An 18174-nucleotide genomic window follows, 5' to 3' on the forward strand; every position below is an offset into this window, starting at 1 on the left:
GCCCGCTCCCGGGCGGGCGACCGGCGGGCGCCCGGCAGCCCCCGGGCGATGCGACGGTCCGCATCGTGGACCAGTACGGTGGGCGCATGACCGCGACCCTCGAGCAGATCGTCGCGCTGCCGAAGGTGCTGCTGCACGACCACCTCGACGGCGGCGTCCGCGCGGCCACCGTCGTCGAGCTCGCCGCCGAGGCCGGGCACGCGCTGCCGAGCACGGACGCGGACGAGCTCGCGACCTGGTTCCACGCGCAGGCCGGGTCGGGGAGCCTCGAGGCGTACCTGGCGACGTTCGCGCACACGGCGGGCGTCATGCAGACCGCCGAGGCGCTGCGGCGGGTCGCACGGGAGGCGGTGCTCGACCTCGCCGCCGACGGCGTGGTGTACGCCGAGGAGCGGTTCGCGCCCGAGCTGCACCAGGCCCGCGGGCTGTCGCTGCAGCACGCGGTCGACGCCGTGCGCGAGGGCCTCGCCGAGGGCGAGTCCCAGGCGGCGGCGCAGGGACGGACCATCCGCACCGGCCTGCTGCTGTGCGCCATGCGGGACTCGGACCGCGCGGACGAGGTCGCGGCGCTCGCCCTGGCGAACCGGGACCGCGGCGTGGTCGGCTTCGACGTCGCCGGGCCGGAGGACGGGTACCCCGCGAGCGCGATGGGGGCGGCGTTCGCGCAGCTGCGGACCGCCCGGTTCCCCGTCACCGTGCACGCCGGTGAGGCAGCCGGACGCGACTCCCTGGACGGCGCGGTGGACGTGGGGGCGCTGCGGCTCGGCCACGGCATCCGCCTGCTCGACGACATCCGGCCGGACGGCGAGGGCGGGTTCCGGCTCGGCCGGCTCGCGCACTGGATCCGGGACCGGCGCATCGCCCTCGAGGTCTGCCCGACGTCGAACATCCAGACCGGCGGCGCGGTGTCGTACGCCGACCACCCCGTGACGACGCTGCTGCGGCTGGGCTTCGCGGTCACCGTCAACACCGACAACCGTCTGCAGTCCCGCACCACGCTGAGCCGGGAGCTGCACCTGCTCGTCTCCGAGGCCGGCTGGACGCCGGACGACCTGCGCGCGGTCACGGTCACCGCCGCGCGGCACGCGTTCCTCCACGAGGACGAGCGCACCGACCTCGTCGACCGGGTGATCCTGCCCGGCCACGCACCCACCGCACCAGGAAGGCACCGCGCATGAGCGCCTCGTTGGACGCCGCAGGACTGGCGAAGTTCGTCGACCACACGCTGCTGAAGCCGGAGGCCACCCGCGCCGACGTCGAGGCGCTGATCGCGGAGGGCGTCGAGCTGGGCGTGTACTCCGTGTGCGTCTCGCCGTCGTTCCTGCCGCTCGACGCCCGCGGGCTCAAGGTCGCGACCGTCTGCGGCTTCCCGTCGGGCAAGCACCACAGCGACGTCAAGGCGGCCGAGGCCGCGCGCTCCGTCGCCGACGGCGCCGACGAGGTCGACATGGTCATCGACGTGGGTGCCGCGAAGGAGGGCCGGTTCGCTGACGTGCAGGCCGACGTCGCCGCCGTGCGCGCCGCCGCCCCGGCGCCCGTCGTGCTCAAGGTGATCATCGAGTCCGCCGCGCTGACGGACCACGAGATCGTCGAGGTGTGCCGCGCCGCCGAGGCCGCGGGCGCCGACTTCGTGAAGACCTCCACCGGCTTCCACCCCGCGGGGGGCGCCTCCGTGCACGCCGTCGAGATCATGGCGGCCACCGTCGGCGGACGGCTGGGCGTCAAGGCGTCGGGCGGCATCCGGACGACGGCCGACGCGCTCGCGATGGTCCAGGCCGGCGCCACCCGCCTGGGCCTGTCGGGCACCGCGGCGGTGCTCGGCGGCTTCGAGGCGGACGGCGGGTACTGAACTCCTGACGCCCCGCCGCCGGTCCCGTGGGCCGGCGGCGGTGCCGGGCCCGGTCTGGCGTCAGTGCGGCGGGCGCAGGTCGGCGAACGCCGTGTCCGCCGTGCAGCCGAGCTCCCCGGGCAGCAGGTACACCGACGGGACGTCGACGTCCCGGACCTCGCCCTGGAACCGCCCCACGAGCACGCAGTCGTGGGCGTCGCCGGTCGCGACGGCCACGGACGTGCCCTCGACGTGGGCCGTCACCTCCGCGAGCGGCGTCACGTCGTTGTCGTGCGGCTCGAGCAGGGCGGTGACCTCCGCGACGATCTCGTCCTCCGACGGCGGGTCCTCCGGCAGGGCCTGCAGCACCGACCACACCGCCTCCTCGGCGTTCGCGGCGATCTCCGGCTGCTGCGACGGCGGCGCGGGGACCTCCTCGAGCGTGTCGGGGCAGTCGGCGCCGCGGATGTCCTGGGCGCCCCAGTGGTCGAACATGACCCGGTAGCAGGACGGCCCCGGGTCCTGCTCGCGGTCCGAGTCCCAGTAGCCCTCGGCCCGGCGGGTGTCGCTCACGGTCAGCCCGAACGTGATCCACCCGATCGGCTCGCCGCCGTTGCGCGCCGACGCGTCGCCCTCCTCGACGTCCAGCATCATGATCGGGCCCTGCTCGGTGGCGGCCTCCGCGCGCCGGGCGAACTCCACGATGTCCGGGGCGTAGCTCTCGAAGGCCAGGTCGTCGAGCAGGGACTGCACGGCGTGGCTCGCGACCTCCTCGCCGAGGTCCGTCGGGGACGAGCACGCGGCCAGACCCACGACGACCGCCGCGGCGGTCAGGCCGAGGGCGGCGCGGCGGGCCGGGGTCGGGTGCACGGGCGTCACCGTAGCGGCGCGGTGGCGCCGGCCGGGCGGGTTCCGCGGTGCGTGCCCGCACGTCACCCGCCTGCCCGGCGTCCCGCGCCGTGCCCGCCGCGGCGGCAGTGCTCGTCGCGCCGATCGCCCCGGTCGTGCCCGGCGCGCCGGTCGTGCCGGTCGCGTGGGTCGCCCGCCGCGGGGCCTCAGAGCCCCAGCGCCGCCGCCACGTCCGCGCGCACCGCGTCGAGCCGCTGCCGCGCCGCCGCACGGGCGGCGCCGACCGTCTCCGGGGAGGCGTGCTCCTCGACCGGCACGACGACCTCGAGGTAGCACTTCACCTTCGGCTCGGTGCCGGACGGGCGCACGACCACGCGGGTGTCGTCCTGCGTGAGCAGCCGGATGCCGTCGGTCGGGGGCAGGCCGCCGCGGTCCGCCTCGGAGCCCGCCGCGAGGTCCACGACGGACATCACGGGGGAGCCGGCGAGGACGACCGGCGGGTGCTCGCGGAGCCGCTGCATGGTCTCCGGGATCTGCGACAGGTCCGTGAACCGCGCCGAGAGCTGGTCGGTGAGGTGCAGCCCGTGGCGGCGCGCGAGGTCGTCGAGCACGTCGACCGGGGTGCGGCCCTCGACCTTCAGGCGCGCGGCGAGCCCGGCGAGCGTGAGCGCGGCGGAGATGCCGTCCTTGTCGCGGACGTGGGCGGGGTCGACGCAGTACCCGAGGGCCTCCTCGTAGCCGAAGACGAGGCCGTCGACGCGCGAGATCCACTTGAACCCGGTGAGCGTCTGCGCGTGACGCAGACCGGCGTGCGCGGCGATGCGCGCCAGCAGCCGCGACGACACGATCGAGTTCGCCAGCACCGGGGCGTCGGGCGCGACCTCGGTGGCGCCGGGTGTGCCGAACCGCTCGGCGGCGACGCTGCCGAGCAGGGCCCCCGTCTCGTCCCCGTGGAGCATCCGCCAGCCGTCGGCGGCCGCGGCACCCGGGCCGGAGTAGGTGCGCAGCCGCGGGTCGACGACGGCGGCGCCGCACCGGTCCGCGTCGGGGTCGAGCGCGATCACGAGGTCCGCCCGGACCTCCGCCGCGAGGGCGACGGCGAGGTCGATGGCGCCGGGCTCCTCCGGGTTGGGGAACGCGACGGTCGGGAAGTCGGGGTCCGGCTCGGCCTGCTCGGCGACCACGTGCACGTCGGTGAAGCCGGCCTCCGCGAGGACGCGCCGCGCGGTGGCGCCGCCCACCCCGTGCATCGGCGTCAGGACGATGCGCAGGCCCGCCGCCGCGGTGCGCGCCGCCTCCGACACGTCCGCGAGGCGCAGCACCTGCGCCACGTACGCGTCCGCCACCTCGGGCCCGGCGACCGCCCAGCCGTCCCGCGCGCGCGGCACCGCCGCCACGGACGGCACCCGGGCGATCTCCGCCGCGATCGCCCCGTCCACCGGCGGGACGATCTGCGCGCCCTGGCCGGCGTCGGTCACGACGCGCCCGCCGAGGTACACCTTGTAGCCGTTGTCCTGCGGCGGGTTGTGGCTCGCGGTGACCATGACGCCCGCGTCCGCGCCGAGGTGGCGGACGGCGAACGCGAGGACCGGCGTGGGGAGCCGCGGCGGCAGCATGACGACGTCCACGCCCACCGCCGTGAGCACCGCCGCCGTGTCGCGTGCGAAGTCCTCCGAGCCGTGCCGGGCGTCGTGGCCGACGACGACCTTCGGCGCCGGCGTCGCCCCCTCGAGCTCGCCGAGCAGGAACGCCCCCAGGCCCGACGCCGCCCGGATGACGACCGCGCGGTTCATGCGGTGCGGGCCGCCGCCGATCGCGCCCCGCAGGCCGGCGGTGCCGAACTGCAGCAACCCCTGGAACCGGTCCGCGAGGTCCTCACGGGCCTCCTGCACGTCGACCGCGGCGTGCCGCTGCTCGGGCGTGACCGTGTCCCCGTCGACCTCCGGCAGCTCCGCCTCGGCGCGGGTCAGGAGCCGTCGCAGCTCCTCGGCGGTCGCGGGGTCGGGGTCGTCGGCGATCCACGCGCGCACCTGCTCCGCCAGGGCCGGCCAGCCGTCGGCGGTCGGGTCCGTGGGCTGCTGCTCGGTCATCGGCGGGTCCTGCTCCTCGGTCGGGGTGGGTGGGGGCGGCGTGCGGGGACGGGGCGCTCAGATGCGGCCGACGACGTCCGCGAGCAGCCGGCTGATGCGAGGGCCCGCGGCGCGTCCGGCCTCGAGCACCTCCTCGTGGGACAGCGGCTCGTCGCCGACGCCCGCCGCGAGGTTGGTCACCAGGGAGACGCCCAGCACCTCCATGCCGACGTGCCGCGCGGCGATGGCCTCGATGGTGGTGGACATGCCGACGAGGCTGCCGCCGAGCACGCCGGCCATCGCGACCTCGGCAGGCGTCTCGTAGTGCGGTCCGCGGAACTGGACGTACACACCCTCGTCCAGCGTGGGGTCCACGGTGCGCGCGACGTCCCGCAGGCGCGCGGAGTACAGGTCCGTCAGGTCGACGAACGTCGCGCCCTCCAGCGGGGAGACGGTCGTGAGGTTGATGTGGTCCTTGATGAGCACGGGCGTGCCCGGCGCCCACGACGGGTCGAGGCCGCCGCAGCCGTTGGTCAGGACGACGGTCGAGCAGCCCGCGGCGGCGGCCGTCCGCACGCCGTGCACCACGCGGCGCACGCCCTTGCCCTCGTACAGGTGGGTGCGGGAGCCGAGCACCAGCGCGTGCTTGCCGGTCGCCTCGATGCGGATCGAGCGGATCGTGCCGACGTGGCCCACGACGGCCGGCGCCGCGAAGCCCGGCACCTCGGGCGCGGGGATCTCCGCGACGGTCTCGCCCAGCAGGTCGGCGGCTCCGCCCCAGCCCGAGCCGAGCACCAGCGCGACGTCGTGCCGGTCGACGCCGGTCTCGCGGGCGAGGAACGTCGCGGCGTCGGCGGCGACGGCCAGCGGGTCGGTGGTGGGGTCGTCGAGGCGGGCGTCGTCGGCCATGCGGGGTGCTCCTCCTGGGGCGGGTGCTGCGGACGTGCGGCACGGGTGCCCGCGCGGGCGCAGCGCGGGTCTGCGGGTGCCCCGGCCAGGGCCGGACGCACCCGCCGAGCCTACCGGCGTCGTGCCTCACGCAGCCCGGGGACGGCGCCGCCGAGACGGCGGGATCCACCGGCTGGGCACCGGGCGGCGGGCCGGGTGCGCGGGCCGGGGCACGGACGCCCGCGCGGGTCGCGCGCGCCCGGCGGGCGCAGGGGTCAAGATGGTCGGCGTGACGCAGCCGACCCCCACGCCCGCGCCCGCCCCCGCCGACCCGGCCACGCCCGCCCCGCAGCGCGGTCCCGAGCAGCCGCGCGACGACCGCCGGCCCGCCCCGCGCGTCGTCGTCGTCGGGGGAGGACCCGGCGGCTACGAGGCGGCGCTGGTCGCCCGGCGTCTCGGGGCGGACGTGACCGTGGTGGAGCGCGCGGGCCTGGGTGGCGCCGCCGTGCTCACCGACGTGGTGCCGTCCAAGACCCTCATCGCCACGGCGGAGTGGATGACGATCGCCGAGCGCGCCCCCGACCTGGGGATCCGGCTGGACATCCCGGCGTCCCCGGGTGACGACGAGGTGCCGGGCACGGCGGCGGACGGGGGCCGCCGGCGGCGTCACAGCGTCGACATGGCGGCCGTGAACGCCCGCGTGCGCGAGCTGGCCCTGGCCCAGTCCCGGGACATCCGCACCCGCATGGAGCGCGAGGGCGTGCAGGTCGAGATCGGCCACGGCCGGCTGGACGGTCCGGAGCGGGTGGTCGTCACGGGGGAGGCGGGCGAGCGCACGCTCGACGCCGACGTGGTGCTGCTCGCCACCGGGGCGACCCCGCGGACGCTGCCGGACGCCCAGCCGGACGGCGAGCGGATCCTCACGTGGACGCAGCTCTACCACCTGGCCGAGCTGCCGGAGCGGCTGGTCGTGGTCGGTTCGGGCGTGACGGGCGCGGAGTTCGCCGGCGCCTACGTCTCGCTGGGGTCGCAGGTCGTGCTGGTCTCGAGCCGCGACCGCGTGCTGCCGGGGGAGGACGCCGACGCCGCGACGATGCTCGAGGACGTGTTCCGCGCCCGCGGCATGGAGGTCGTGGCGCGCTCGCGGGCGCAGGCCGCGCGGCGCACCGCCGACGGCGTCGTGGTCACGCTGGCGGACGGCCGCGAGATCGAGGGGTCGCACGTGCTGCTCGCGGTCGGGTCGATCCCCAGCACCGAGGGCCTCGGACTGGCGGAGTCGGGCGTGCTGACCACGCCGTCCGGGCACATCGAGGTCGACCGGGTGTCCCGGACGTCGGCGCGCGGGGTCTACGCGGCCGGCGACGTGACGGGTGTGCTGCCGCTCGCGTCCGTCGCCGCGATGCAGGGCCGGATCGCCATGTCGCACGCGCTCGGCGACGCGGTCGCGCCGCTGCAGGTGCGCGGCGTCGCGGCGAACATCTTCACGGCCCCCGAGATCGCGACCGTCGGCCTCAGCGAGCGCGCCCTCGTCGAGCGGGACGCGCACTTCGTCACGCACACGCTGCCCCTGGCCCGGAACCCGCGGGCGAAGATGCTCGGCGTCCGGGACGGCTTCGTGAAGCTGTTCGCGCACTCGACGGCCGGCACGGTGCTCGGCGGCGTCGTGGTGGCGCCGCGGGCGTCGGAGCTGATCTTCCCGATCACGCTCGCGGTGTCGCACAGCCTGACGGTCGACGACGTCGCGAGCGCGTTCACGGTCTACCCGTCGCTGTCCGGCAGCATCGCCGAGGTCGCCCGGGTGCTGCACCACACGGAGTAGCGGGTCAGCCCCCGACGCGCACCACGGCGACCACGGGCAGGTGGTCCGAGGACTCGTCGGACAGCACCCGCGCGTCGTCGAACACCGCCCCGCCGCGGCCGAGCAGCCAGTCGATCCGGACCTCGGGGTCGTCGCTCGGGTAGGTGAGCGCGACCGGGTCGCCCGCGGTGTCGAGGGCGTCGGCCCAGCCGGCGTCCGTGAGCGCCCCGACCTCGGGGGAGCCCGGGCCCGCGTTCAGGTCGCCGCCGAGCACCGAGGGCCCGTCGTCGGGCAGCGCGCGCTCCAGGGCGGCGAGCTGCTCGAGCCGGGTGGGGGTGTTCTGGTCCCGGTGCTGGAGGTGCACGGACGTGACCCGGACGGGCTGCCCGTCGGGCCCGTCGACCAGGGCGGTGAGCGCCGAGCGCTGCTGCGGCCCGGCGCCGAACGGCAGCCGCACCACCTCGACGTCGCGCAGCGGCTCGCGGGACAGCAGGACGTTGCCGAACTGCTGGTCGGCCGCCGGCGCGAACGCCACGTGCATGCCCAGCCGGTGCCCGAGCCACGTGGCCATGTCCGTGCCCCCGCCGAGCACCCAGCCGCGCGCGACCTCCTGGAGCATCACGACGTCGGGCGCCTCGGACTCGATGGTGCGGGCGACCTGCTCCAGGTCGACGGCCGTGTCCGCGGAGACGCCGTAGTGCAGGTTCCAGTCGAGGACGACCATCGTGCCGGCCTCCCGGTCGACCGCGACGGCCGTCGACGTCCCGGCCGCGGACGCCCACCAGGCGACCAGCAGCAGCACCACGGAGGGCAGCACGAGGAACCGCAGCGCGTTGGCCCGCAGCGGGGGCGCGCTCTCCCGGACCGAGGTCTCCTCGGGGGTCCGCCAGCGCAGGCCGCCCACGGCGACCAGGGCGGCCGCGAGGACCACGACCCACGCGTTGTCGACCCCGAGCGGGACGTCGTAGTCGAGCAGGTACACGAGCAGGACCGCGACCAGCCCGGCCCCGACGGCCGAGGTGGCCAGCGCGGTGCGCGGCACCCCGGGCGGTGCGGGCCGGCGGGTGCTGAGGGCCGCCGCGAGGACGACCCCCGCGGCGCCCTCGGCGAGCACGACCGCGACCAGGGCGACCGGCCCGGTGACGAGCACGGCCACGGCCGTCGCGACGGGCAGCAGCACCGCGGCGCACACCCGCACCGCCGGGACGAGGACGCGCGGGACCAGCAGCACCCACACGGTCGCCGCGGCGGCGAGCACGGTCGCGGTGCCCGCGCCCAGCAGCGGCACGCCGGACTGCGAGGCGGCGAACGCCGGGTTGGCCAGCACCATGAGCACCAGGGCCAGGGCGGGCCCGAGCACCCAGGTCCGGCGCGGCCGGCCCGCCGCGGTCCAGCCGCGCCCGACCACGGCCAGCGCGACCGTGAGCCCCACGAGCGTGATCGCGACGACGCTCCCGACGACTCCACCGCGCCACAGCGGGTCCCAGGTGCCGAGCGTCAGCTGGAGCGCCGCGGACAGCCCGGTGCCGAGCGTCAGCCCGAGCGCCGCCTGCCGGCCGCCGGTGGGCCGCCCCGCGACCAGGGTGGCCGTCAGGACGAGAGCCGCGACGGCGAGCGCGGCGGTGACCAGCCCGGCGCCGAACCGGGCGGCGTCGTGCACGGCCTGCGTGACGAGGCGCGCCGCGCCCGCGGCGGCCACGACGGCCAGCACCGTGGCGCCCGAGGCGGTCCCGGGACCGCGACGCCCGGTGGCCAGCAGCGCGACGGCCGCGACCAGCCCCGCACCGACGAACGTCACCAGGGCGGTGACCGCGACGGTGACCGTGCCGACCGTGAACGCCCGGTCCAGGACCGGCCCGGACGCGCGCACGACGTCGACGGCCAGCACGGTCACCAGGGCGAGCAGGGTGACGCGGGTCGTGACGCCGGCGTCCGGGGGCCGCGGGCCACCGGCCGGGGGTGTGGCGGGCGGTGCGGCGGCCGGGACGGTCATCCCGACAACCTAGGGCCGCGGGCGGTGCGTGGCCACCAGCAACCCCGGGTCAGGCCAGCAGCGCCCGCGCGACGTTCGCGTCCGTGACGAGCACCGTCACCCACCCGCCCACGAGCGCGGCCCGGATCGCGGCGAGCTTGCGCATGCCCCCGGCGACCGCGACCCGCCGCGGGATCGCGAGCAGCTTCGCCGGCTCGATGCCGAGAATCCGGTCGTCCAGCTCGGAGGTGATGACCCGGCCGTCGGCATCGAAGTACCGCAGGCAGATGTCCCCGACCGCGCCGAGCCCGCGGAGCCGCTCGAGCTGGTCGGGCGCCATGGCGTTGCCGCTCTCCCGGATCAGCGCCGACGGCTCGAGCGTGCCGATGCCGACCAGCGCGACGGTGATCTCGTCCCACCGCGTGACGACCTCGGCGACCGGCGGGTCCGCGAGCAGGCTGTCGCGCGCCTGCCGGGAGCCCAGCAGGCCGGGGGCCGGCACCATGACGGCCTCGGCACCGGTGAGCTGGGCGAACTGCCCGATGAGGCGGGAGGACTCCATCTGCACCGCGGGGTTGCCGTGCCCGCCGACCATCTGCACGACCTGGCGCAGGGTGTAGCCGTTCGTGGGCTGCATGGCGTCCATCACCGCGAGCAGGCTGGAGCTCCAGGACGCGATGCCGACGACCTCGCCGGTCAGCGTCGACTCCAGGTAGACCGCCGCGGCGGCACCGAGGGCGGGCAGCACGGGCTCGTCGCCGTCCGGGCCGTCGACGATCACCGCCTCGGCGAGCCCGTACCGCGCCTCGAGCTCCTGCTCCAGGTCGGTGTGCACGTCGGGCGGCAGCGTCACGATGGTCCGGACGATGCCCTCCTCGACGGCCCGCTTGAGCAGCCGGGACACCCGCGCGGTCGACAGGTGCAGCTCGGCCGCGATGGCGGTCTGGCGCATGCCCTGCTCGTGATGCATCCGTGCGACGCGCGCCATCAGGCGCACGTGGTCCCCTCCACCGCGCATCACGCCCCCTCTCGTGCCCGACCTCAGCGCCCAGACGACACGCCCCCCGCTCACCGGTCAGCCCTGCTCTGGCAGGGCCAGGGTCCGGCGGACCTCGGGTGCGACACGCGCCGACGCCGCCGCGCGCGCCCCGTGGGCATCGGGTGACGCCAGGGCCGCGCGGGCGATCTCGGTGCACGTCGCGCGGCTGTGCTGACGCAGCGAGAAGCGTACCGCGGGGAGGGACGACGCGGACATGGACAGGCTGGTCACGCCGAGGCCGACCAGCACGAGCGCCATCACGGGGTCCGCCGCGGACTCGCCGCAGATCCCCACCGGCCGCCCGGCTGCCCGCGCCGCCGTCACGGTGCGCTCCACGAGCCCCAGCACGGCGGGCTGCCACGGGTCGAGGAGGTCCGTGAGGTCGCCCTGCAACCGGTCGGCCGCCATCGTGTACTGCGCCAGGTCGTTGGTGCCGATCGACACGAAGTCGAGGTCGGCGAGCAGGGCGCTCGCGGACCAGGCGGCCGACGGCACCTCGACCATCGCGCCCACGGTGCTCAGCCCGGCACCCCGCGCCCGGGCGGCGAACGCGGACGCCTCGGCGGGGGTCGCCACCATCGGGGCCATCACCCACGGCTCGGTGCCGGTGCGGCGGGCGGCGAGCGCGAGCGCCCGGAGCTGGTCGTCCAGCAGCTCCGGGCGGCGCCGGGCCAGGCGGTAGCCGCGGACGCCGAGCGCGGGGTTCTCCTCCGGCGGCAGCCCGGCGAACGGCAGCGGCTTGTCGGCGCCGGCGTCCAGCGTGCGGACCACGACCTTGCGGTCGCCGAGCGACGCGAGCACCGCGGCGTAGACGTCGGCCTGCTCCTCGACGGCGGGGGCGACCGCGCGGCTGAGGAACAGCACCTCGGTGCGGAACAGCCCGACGCCCTCGGCACCGGGCGGCAGCGCGCGGGCGTCCTCGGCGGTGCCGATGTTCGCGAGCAGCGCGACCGGGTGCCCGTCGGCGGTCGCGCCGGGCGCGGTGTCCTCCGCGAGGGAGCGCAGGTCAGCGGCACGTCCGGCGAGCTGCTTGCGCAGGGCGGGGCCGGGGTCGCGGTGCACCACCCCGGCGGCGGCGTCCACCGCGACCCGGTCGCCGTCCTCCAGCACCGACGCGCCCGGTGCCCGCACCACGCACGGCAGCCCGAGCTGGCCGGCGATGATCGCGGTGTGCCCCGTGGGGCCGCCCTGCTCGGTGACGATCGCGAGCACCAGCCGGGGGTCCAGCCCCGCGGTGTCGGCCGGCGCGAGGTCCTCGGCGACGACGACGGACGGCTCGGTCAGCAGCGGGACCCCCGGCGCGGGGAGGCCGAGCAGGCGCGCGACGACGCGGTGCCGGACGCTGCGCAGGTCGGTGACCCGCTCGGCGAGGTACCCGCCCGCCGCGGTGAAGGTCGCGCAGACCTCCTCGACCGCCTCGTCGACGGCTCGGGCCGGTGCGGTGCCGCCGGCCACCCGGCGCAGCGCCTCGGTGCGGAGCATCTCGTCGTCGGCCATCGCGGCGGTGGCGCGCAGCACCTCGCGCAGCGTGCCGTCCGCGCTCTCGGCGAGCGCGTCCAGGTCGCGGGCGACGGCGTCCAGCGCGGCGGTCACGGCCGCGGCCGGGTCGGCGACGGCGGGCTCGGCCGGTGGCAGCGCCGGCGCCGGGTGCACGCGCACCACCGGGCCGACCGCGGCGCCACGGCCGACGCCGACGCCGCGCAGCACCCGGTCCGCGTCGCGGAGGGTGGTCGTCACCTGCTCACTCCTCGTCCAGGTCGCGGGCCACGAGCGCGGCCAGGTCGTCGGCCACGCGCTCGGCGCCGGGGCCCGCGACGGACAGCACGATCTCGTCGCCCTGCTGCGCGCCGATCGCCATGACCGCCAGCACGCTGGACGCCGGGGCGGGGGTGCCGCCGGCCCGGGAGACCAGGACCCGCAGGCCGGTGGCCTTCGCGGCGTCCGCGAACAACCGGGCCGGGCGGGCGTGCAGGCCGCTGCGGGAGCCGACGACGACGGTGCGGGTGACGGGGGACTCGGCGGCCCGGACCGTGTCGGGGGTCGGCGCGGCGGTGCGGGCCTCGTCGTACCGGCGGATCAGCTCGACCTTGCTGCTCGACGGCGACGTCTGGTCGAACCGCAGGTCCAGCCAGCCGTCGACCAGGGTGCGCGCGAGCTCCAGCCCGATGACGCGCTGCCCCATCGTGAGCACCTGCGCGTCGTTGGACAGCACCGACCGGCTCACCGAGTACACGTCGTGCGCGGTGACGGCCCGGACGCCGGGGGTCTTGTTCGCCGTGATCGCCATGCCGAGGCCGGTGCCGCAGATCAGCAGCGCCCGGTCGGCCTCCCCGGCGGCGACCTTGCGGGACGCCTCGACGGCGACGTCGGGGTACGCGGTGTGCTCGTCGGGTCCGACGCCGACGTCGATCACCTCGGCGACCCGCTCGTCCTGGCGCAGCTGGGCGGCGAGCGCCTCCTTGTAGTCCACGCCGGCGTCGTCCGCGCCGACGACGATCCGCAGCCTGTCGGTCATCGTGCCTCTCCTCGTGCTGGTGCTGGTGCTGGTGCTGGTCACGGGGCGACGGGTGCCGGTCCGGCCACCCGCGCCATCTCCTCGATCACCTCGGCGAGCGCGGCGACCTCGTGCGCGCGCCGTCCGAGGAACAGCCCGTCGACGTCGGGGTGCAGCCGGGTGAACACCCCGGGTCCCGCCGTGCCGCCGTACAGCAGGCGGTGGTCGGGGCGGTGCGCGTCCAGGTGCGTGCGCAGCCGCCGGCAGACCGCCCGCACGTGGTCCGGCCCGGCGGGCTCGTCGGCGCCGATGGCCCACTCCGGCTCGTACGCGACGAGGACCGGCCCCTCCGGCACGTCCCGCAGGGCGGCATCGAGCTGGGCGGCGCACCGTGACGCGGCGGCCTCGGGGGAGACCCGCTCGTCCTCGCCGACGCAGACCAGCGGGACCAGGCCGGCCCGCACCGCGGCGGCGGCCTTGGCGGCGGTCACCGCGGCGTCCTCCCCGAGCACCCCCGTGCGCTCGGCGTGCCCGATCTCGACGACCTCCGCACCGACCTCCGCGAGCAGCTCGGCGGGCAGCTCGCCGGTGTACGCGCCGGGCGGCGTCCAGGAGCAGTCCTGGGCGCCGACCCGCACCCCCACCGCGCCGAGCACGCGCGCGGCGTCGGGCAGGGCGGTCGCGACGGGGAGCACGAGCAGGTCGACGCCCGCCGGGCCGGTGACCGCGACGCCGCGCACCGCCTCCAGCCACGCCAGGGTGTCCGCCTGGCCGAGGTAGGTCTTGAGGCTGACGGCCGCGAGCGGCCGGGTCGTGCGGGCGCTCATGCCGGACCCCCGCCGGTGCCGGCCCCGCCGAGCGTCGTCAGCACCAGCGCCGCCGAGACCGCCCCCGGGTCCGGGTGCCCGAGGCTGCGCGCCGCGAGCGGTCGCGCCCGTCCCCGGAGCGGGGTCAGCTGCGCGGTCGCCTCGGCCGCGGTCTGCGCCTCCCGCGCCGCCCGGGTCCACGCCTCGCGCACCGGGGCGCCGTCGGCGACGCCCTCGGCCAGCACGGTCACGAACGGCTCGATCGCGTCGAGCATCGTCTTGTCGCCCACCGCGGCCCCGCCGGTGCGCACGAGCGCGTCGCGCGCGGCGGTCACGGCCGCCACCACGGCGGACGCGTCCGGCACGGCGTCGTCGGGCAGCGCACCCGCGGCCGCGCGCAGGGCGGCGCCCCACAGCGCCCCGGACGTGCCGCCGCTGCGGTCCGCCCAGGCGGCGCCCGCCTCCTGCAGCACGGTGGCCGGCCCGGCCCCGAGCGCGGCGGCGCGGGCGGCGGCCTCGTGCGCGGCGCTCGCGCCCCGGGACATCCCGCGGCCGTGGTCCCCGTCGCCGGCGACCGCGTCGAGGTCACCCAGGTGCTGCTCGGCGGCGGCGAGCGCGTCGCGCACGTCCCCGGCGGCGCCCGCGACCAGGCGGGACACCGCGACGACCTCGGGCGCGCGGGGCGTGACGGGCGCGGTCTCCGCGACGGGCGCGGGCGTGGCGGCGGCGGTCCGGCGTGCCGGCCCCGCGTGGACCGCCCCGCGCCGGAACGCGGGCGAGGTCGCCGGCGCCCGCCACAGCTCCTCGAGCTCCGCGTCCAGCCAGCAGACCGTCAGCGAGAGCCCGGCCATGTCCAGGCTGGTGATGAGCTCGCCGACCTCGGGGGCGACCAGTGTCAGGCCTGCGGCCTCCAGCAGTGCGGCGACCTCGCCCCAGAGCAGGAACAGCTCCTCGTACTTGGTCGCGCCGAGGCCGTTCAGCAGCACGGCCACCCGGTCGCTCGCGTCCGCGGGACGCTCGGCCAGCAGCCGGTCGACGAGCAGCCGCGCGAGGTCCGCGGCGCGGGCGACGGGCTGCTCGGCGATGCCCGGCTCACCGTGCACGCCCATGCCCACACCCATGAGCCCGTCGGGCAGGTCGAACAGCGGAGCGTCCGCGCCGGGGAGCGTGCACCCGGAGAACGCGATGCCGAACGACGCGGTGCGGGCGTTGGCTCGCTCGGCGAGGGCGGTGACCCGGTCGAGGTCGTGCCCCGCGGCCGCGGCGGCGCCCGCCACCTTGAGGACCACCAGGTCGCCGGCGGTGCCGCGGCGGCGCTCGCGCTCGTCCGGCCCGGCGGACGTGACGTCGTCGGTGACGGCGAGCTGGCGCACGGCCACGCCCTCGGCGGCGAGGCGGTCCAGCGCCTCGGTGAAGTTCAGGACGTCGCCGGCGTAGTTGCCGTAGACGAGCAGGACGCCGCCGCCGGTGTCCGCCGCGCGGGCGACACGGACGACCTGCTCGGCGGACGGGGAGGCGAACACGTCGCCGACCACGGCGCCGTCCGCCAGACCGGGGCCGACCCAGCCGCAGAACGCGGGGTAGTGGCCGCTGCCGCCGCCGGTGACGACCGCGACGGTGGCGGCCGGGGGGGCGTCGGCGCGGACCACGCCGCCGGGGACTGCGGTGAGCAGGTCGGCGTGCAGGTGGGCGAAGCCCCGCAGGTGGTCGCGGGCGAAGGTGGTGGGGTCGTTGAGCACGCGCGTCATCGCGGGCGTCTCCTCGGGTCGCAGGGGTTCGCGTGCGGATGGGTCCCGTCGCGCCGGTTGCCGGTCGCGGGGCGGACGGGCGAAGGCGCGCGGGGTGCGGCAGGTGACCTGGCCGCACCCCGCGGCCGGTCAGAGGTCCGGCGCGATGCAGAACACGGCGCGGACGGGGTACCCGTCGAAGTTGCACAGCTGGTAGCGGGTACCGGCCGGCACGAAGAACGAGTCGCCCGGGTCCATCGTGAACGCCTCGAGCTCGTCGGGGAGGTTCACGGTGATCGGGCCCTCGAGGCAGTACAGGAGGGCGTCGCCGCCGTGGCTGTCGATGTCGGAGCAGCGCGGGCCGGTGCCGCCGGCGGGCAGGATGATCTCGCCCAGGTGCTGGCGGTCGGTGCTCACCGAGAACTTCATCAGCGTGGGCTGCTCGGTCCCGGACAGGGTGATGAGCTTGTCGTCCTCGCGGATGCGGTAGATGTTCTGCGGGAACTGCCGCGCCGCGACGCCGTCGACCGGCCAGTGGCCGAGGTCGTCGGTGGTGGGCATGCGGGTGATGCCCTGCCGGCCCGAGATGTCGGCGATCTCGGCGTTCTTGCGGCCCTTGTACGACTTGGTGTCGTCGGCTGTCGGGAACACCTTCGGCGGGATGTCGTCGCCCCACGCCTTCGGCGCGATGAAGTACAGGATGCGGGCCTTGTGCGTCGTGAAGTTGTTGCCCTGGTGCCACACCCGCTCCGGCATGTACAGCGCTTCGTCCTTCTGCAGCTGCACGTACTGGCCGAGCGAGCACTTCTGCACGACGGGGCCCTCGAGGATGAAGTACGACTCGTCGCCGGGGTGGATGTCGATCGGCTCGAACGACGCACCGGGCGCCAGCTCGTAGATGCCGACCAGCATCGTGTCCGTCGAGAGGAACAGGTAGTTGTTGTCGCTCGTGCGGGCGTTGTCCGGCGGGTAGAGGTAGTGCAGGTAGTCCGACTGCCGCAGCAGCATCGGCCGCTTCTCGGCGGGCGGGAACGGCCAGCTCCCCATCACGTCCTGGAACTTGGTCATTGGGTGCGTCACTCCTTCTGGTGGTGGGTGGAGGTCCGGGGGTGACGCGGCCGCGACCCGTGCGCGGGCACGCTGACGCCGGCGCGGGTGCGCGCAGGGTCCGTGCCTCGGGCGTGCCGGGGTCGTGCAGGAGCCGGGCGGGGGCCGCGGCCGCGTCGGGTCGTCAGTCGAGCTGCAGGGCGTCCGCGCTCGAGCTGACGGGCTCGTCGTCCGGTGCCGCCCCGGGTGCGGGGTCGGCGGGCAGGTTCGGCCGGAGCGCGATCAGGGTGAACGCGGTGACCAGGCCGGAGACGGCGAGGATGAGCAGGAACAGCAGGGGCTTGTTGCACAGCAGCAGCACGAACAGCCCGCCGTGCGGCGCCTGCAGGGTGAGGCCGGCCACGTAGGACAGGGCGGCCCCGACGGAGCTGCCGGCCATCAGCGCGGGGATCACCCGCAGCGGGCTCGCGGCCGCGAACGGGATCGCGAACTCGGTGATCATCCCGGCCCCGCCGACGAGCAGGCCACCGACGCTGGCCTGCTCGGCCTTGGTGAACTTGCGCCGGGCGATGAGGATCGCCAGTGCGATGCCCAGGGGCGGGGCCATGGAGGCGATGAAGTTCGCCGCCATCGGCGCCCAGTTCCCGGCGTCGGCCGCCGCGAGCGCGAAGGCGTACGCCGCCTTGTTCACCGGGCCGCCCATGTCGAACGCGAGCATCGCGCCCTGGATGATGCCGAGCAGCACGAGCGTGCCGCCGGACATCGACTGCAGCGTGTCGAGCATCCAGGTGTTCAGCCAGGTGACCGGGATGCCGAGCGCGTACTGCATCAGCACGGCGACGGCGAGCGTGCCGACCACCGGGATGATGAGGACCGGCAGCATCGAGCGCAGCGCGAACGGCAGCCGGATCTTCTTCAGCGCCATCACGATGTAGCCCGCGGCGATGCCGCCGAGGATGGCGCCGAGGAACCCGGAGCCCTGCGTCGCGGCGATGGTGCCCGCGACGAATCCGGGGGCGAGGGCCGGCTTGTCGGCCATCGAGTAGGCGATGTAGCCGCCGAGCACGGCGGTCATCAGGTTCATCGCCATCTTGCCCCAGGCGAAGACGTCGGCCGCGAACCCGGTGCCGTCGTAGACGTAGATGCCGCCGATGGCGAAGCCGAGGGCGATGAGGATGCCGCCCGCGACCACGAACGGCAGCATGTAGCTGACCCCGGTGAGCAGCGCCTGCTTGACGACGGTGCCCTGCTCCCTCCAGCTCACGACGCCTCCCCGGTGATGCGGCGGGCGCTCTCGACGACGCGCTCGGGGTGGGTGATGACCTCGTGCGGGGGGATCCGCACGATCTTGTCGCTGCTGGCGTCGAACCGGCCGGGCTCCACGAGGCCGACGTCGTTGGACAGCACGACGACGTCGGCGTCGTCGATCTGCGCCTGGCTGAGCTTGTTCTCGAGTCCCATCGCGCCCTGGATCTCGACCCTGACCCCGTACCCGGCCTTCTTGGCGGCCTTCGTGATGGCCTCCGCGGCCATGTAGGAGTGGGCGATACCCGTGGCGCAGGACGTCACGGCGACGATCTTCACTGCGACTTCCCCTCTCGGTGATGCGTCGTTGCTGGTCACCTCACCCGGCGTCGGTGCCGGGGCGTCGTGCGTG

The 18174-nt window shown here is 76.4% G+C and carries 15 protein-coding genes and 1 pseudogene; 3 read left to right on the plus strand and 13 right to left on the minus strand.

Features of this window, described 5'->3' with window-relative positions; all coding sequences use genetic code 11:
• The first annotated feature begins 86 nt into the window (after positions 1-86).
• Positions 87-1178 carry an adenosine deaminase gene (locus tag K5O09_RS04490; protein ID WP_222171628.1) on the plus strand — a complete coding sequence of 364 codons (1092 nt, stop codon included), beginning with the start codon at positions 87-89 and terminating at the stop codon, positions 1176-1178.
• A complete protein-coding gene (gene deoC / locus K5O09_RS04495; protein WP_222171629.1) occupies positions 1175-1849 on the plus strand; it encodes a deoxyribose-phosphate aldolase in 675 nt (224 codons plus the stop codon). Before K5O09_RS04490 ends, deoC begins: the two co-directional genes overlap by 4 nt.
• 60 nt (positions 1850-1909) lie before the next feature.
• Here deoC and K5O09_RS04500 read toward each other — a convergent pair whose 3' ends face one another.
• The 3 genes from K5O09_RS04500 to K5O09_RS04510 form a co-directional block, all read right to left on the minus strand.
• Entirely contained in the window at positions 1910-2698 is a 789-nt protein-coding gene (locus tag K5O09_RS04500; protein WP_222171630.1) for a hypothetical protein, read from the minus strand.
• Between the two features lie 185 nt (positions 2699-2883).
• Positions 2884-4767 carry a phospho-sugar mutase gene (locus K5O09_RS04505; RefSeq protein WP_222171631.1) on the minus strand — a complete coding sequence of 628 codons (1884 nt, stop codon included), beginning with the start codon at positions 4765-4767 and terminating at the stop codon, positions 2884-2886.
• A 57-nt stretch (positions 4768-4824) separates the two neighbouring features.
• On the minus strand, positions 4825-5655 hold the full coding sequence (locus K5O09_RS04510) for a purine-nucleoside phosphorylase (RefSeq protein ID WP_222171632.1): 831 nt from the start codon (positions 5653-5655) through the stop codon (positions 4825-4827).
• Positions 5656-5923: 268 nt separating this feature from the next.
• Between K5O09_RS04510 and K5O09_RS04515 the strand changes: the two genes are divergently transcribed.
• On the plus strand, positions 5924-7453 hold the full coding sequence (locus tag K5O09_RS04515) for an NAD(P)H-quinone dehydrogenase (RefSeq protein WP_255596126.1): 1530 nt from the start codon (positions 5924-5926) through the stop codon (positions 7451-7453).
• Positions 7454-7457: 4 nt separating this feature from the next.
• Here the strand turns inward: K5O09_RS04515 and K5O09_RS04520 are convergent, their stop codons facing one another.
• The 10 genes and pseudogenes from K5O09_RS04520 to K5O09_RS04565 form a co-directional block, all read right to left on the minus strand.
• Entirely contained in the window at positions 7458-9425 is a 1968-nt protein-coding gene (locus K5O09_RS04520; protein WP_222171634.1) for an endonuclease/exonuclease/phosphatase family protein, read from the minus strand.
• A gap of 49 nt (positions 9426-9474) precedes the next feature.
• On the minus strand, positions 9475-10422 hold the full coding sequence (locus K5O09_RS04525) for a sugar-binding transcriptional regulator (RefSeq protein ID WP_222172592.1): 948 nt from the start codon (positions 10420-10422) through the stop codon (positions 9475-9477).
• Between the two features lie 57 nt (positions 10423-10479).
• The gene (locus tag K5O09_RS04530) at positions 10480-12180 is read right to left on the minus strand and encodes a putative PEP-binding protein (protein ID WP_255596127.1); all 1701 of its coding nucleotides are present in this window, start codon (positions 12178-12180) and stop codon (positions 10480-10482) included.
• A gap of 4 nt (positions 12181-12184) precedes the next feature.
• Complete coding sequence (locus tag K5O09_RS19515) at positions 12185-12394, minus strand: HPr family phosphocarrier protein (RefSeq protein ID WP_370635567.1); 210 nt, start codon at positions 12392-12394, stop codon at positions 12185-12187.
• Between the two features lie 93 nt (positions 12395-12487).
• A pseudogene (locus K5O09_RS04540) lies at positions 12488-12958 on the minus strand (ribose-5-phosphate isomerase); the annotation flags it as partial.
• A gap of 38 nt (positions 12959-12996) precedes the next feature.
• Entirely contained in the window at positions 12997-13764 is a 768-nt protein-coding gene (locus tag K5O09_RS04545; protein ID WP_222171635.1) for a triose-phosphate isomerase family protein, read from the minus strand.
• The gene (locus K5O09_RS04550) at positions 13761-15491 is read right to left on the minus strand and encodes a dihydroxyacetone kinase family protein (RefSeq protein ID WP_222171636.1); all 1731 of its coding nucleotides are present in this window, start codon (positions 15489-15491) and stop codon (positions 13761-13763) included. Before K5O09_RS04550 ends, K5O09_RS04545 begins: the two co-directional genes overlap by 4 nt.
• Positions 15492-15620: 129 nt before the next feature.
• Positions 15621-16538, minus strand: a complete 918-nt coding sequence (locus K5O09_RS04555) for a cupin domain-containing protein (RefSeq protein WP_222171637.1) — start codon at positions 16536-16538, stop codon at positions 15621-15623.
• A 163-nt stretch (positions 16539-16701) separates the two neighbouring features.
• Entirely contained in the window at positions 16702-17781 is a 1080-nt protein-coding gene (locus K5O09_RS04560; protein ID WP_222171638.1) for a PTS fructose transporter subunit IIC, read from the minus strand.
• Positions 17778-18101, minus strand: coding sequence for a PTS fructose transporter subunit IIB (locus K5O09_RS04565; RefSeq protein WP_222171639.1), 324 nt, complete (start codon positions 18099-18101; stop codon positions 17778-17780). The genes K5O09_RS04560 and K5O09_RS04565 overlap by 4 nt, the downstream gene beginning before the upstream one ends.
• Between the last annotated feature and the right edge of the window lie 73 nt (positions 18102-18174).

Source organism: Cellulomonas sp. C5510 (assembly GCF_019797765.1).
Classification (GTDB): domain Bacteria; phylum Actinomycetota; class Actinomycetes; order Actinomycetales; family Cellulomonadaceae; genus Cellulomonas.

Excerpts from the sequence above, each read along its gene's own strand:
- K5O09_RS04490 (WP_222171628.1), top strand. The coding sequence starts at position 87 with ATGACCGCGACCCTCGAGCAGATCGTCGCGCTGCCGAAGGTGCTGCTG.
- deoC (WP_222171629.1), top strand. The coding sequence starts at position 1,175 with ATGAGCGCCTCGTTGGACGCCGCAGGACTGGCGAAGTTCGTCGACCAC.
- K5O09_RS04505 (WP_222171631.1), bottom strand. The coding sequence starts at position 4,767 with ATGACCGAGCAGCAGCCCACGGACCCGACCGCCGACGGCTGGCCGGCC.
- K5O09_RS04510 (WP_222171632.1), bottom strand. The coding sequence starts at position 5,655 with ATGGCCGACGACGCCCGCCTCGACGACCCCACCACCGACCCGCTGGCC.
- K5O09_RS04520 (WP_222171634.1), bottom strand. The coding sequence starts at position 9,425 with ATGACCGTCCCGGCCGCCGCACCGCCCGCCACACCCCCGGCCGGTGGC.
- K5O09_RS04525 (WP_222172592.1), bottom strand. The coding sequence starts at position 10,422 with ATGCGCGGTGGAGGGGACCACGTGCGCCTGATGGCGCGCGTCGCACGG.
- K5O09_RS04545 (WP_222171635.1), bottom strand. The coding sequence starts at position 13,764 with ATGAGCGCCCGCACGACCCGGCCGCTCGCGGCCGTCAGCCTCAAGACC.
- K5O09_RS04550 (WP_222171636.1), bottom strand. The coding sequence starts at position 15,491 with ATGACGCGCGTGCTCAACGACCCCACCACCTTCGCCCGCGACCACCTG.
- K5O09_RS04555 (WP_222171637.1), bottom strand. The coding sequence starts at position 16,538 with ATGACCAAGTTCCAGGACGTGATGGGGAGCTGGCCGTTCCCGCCCGCC.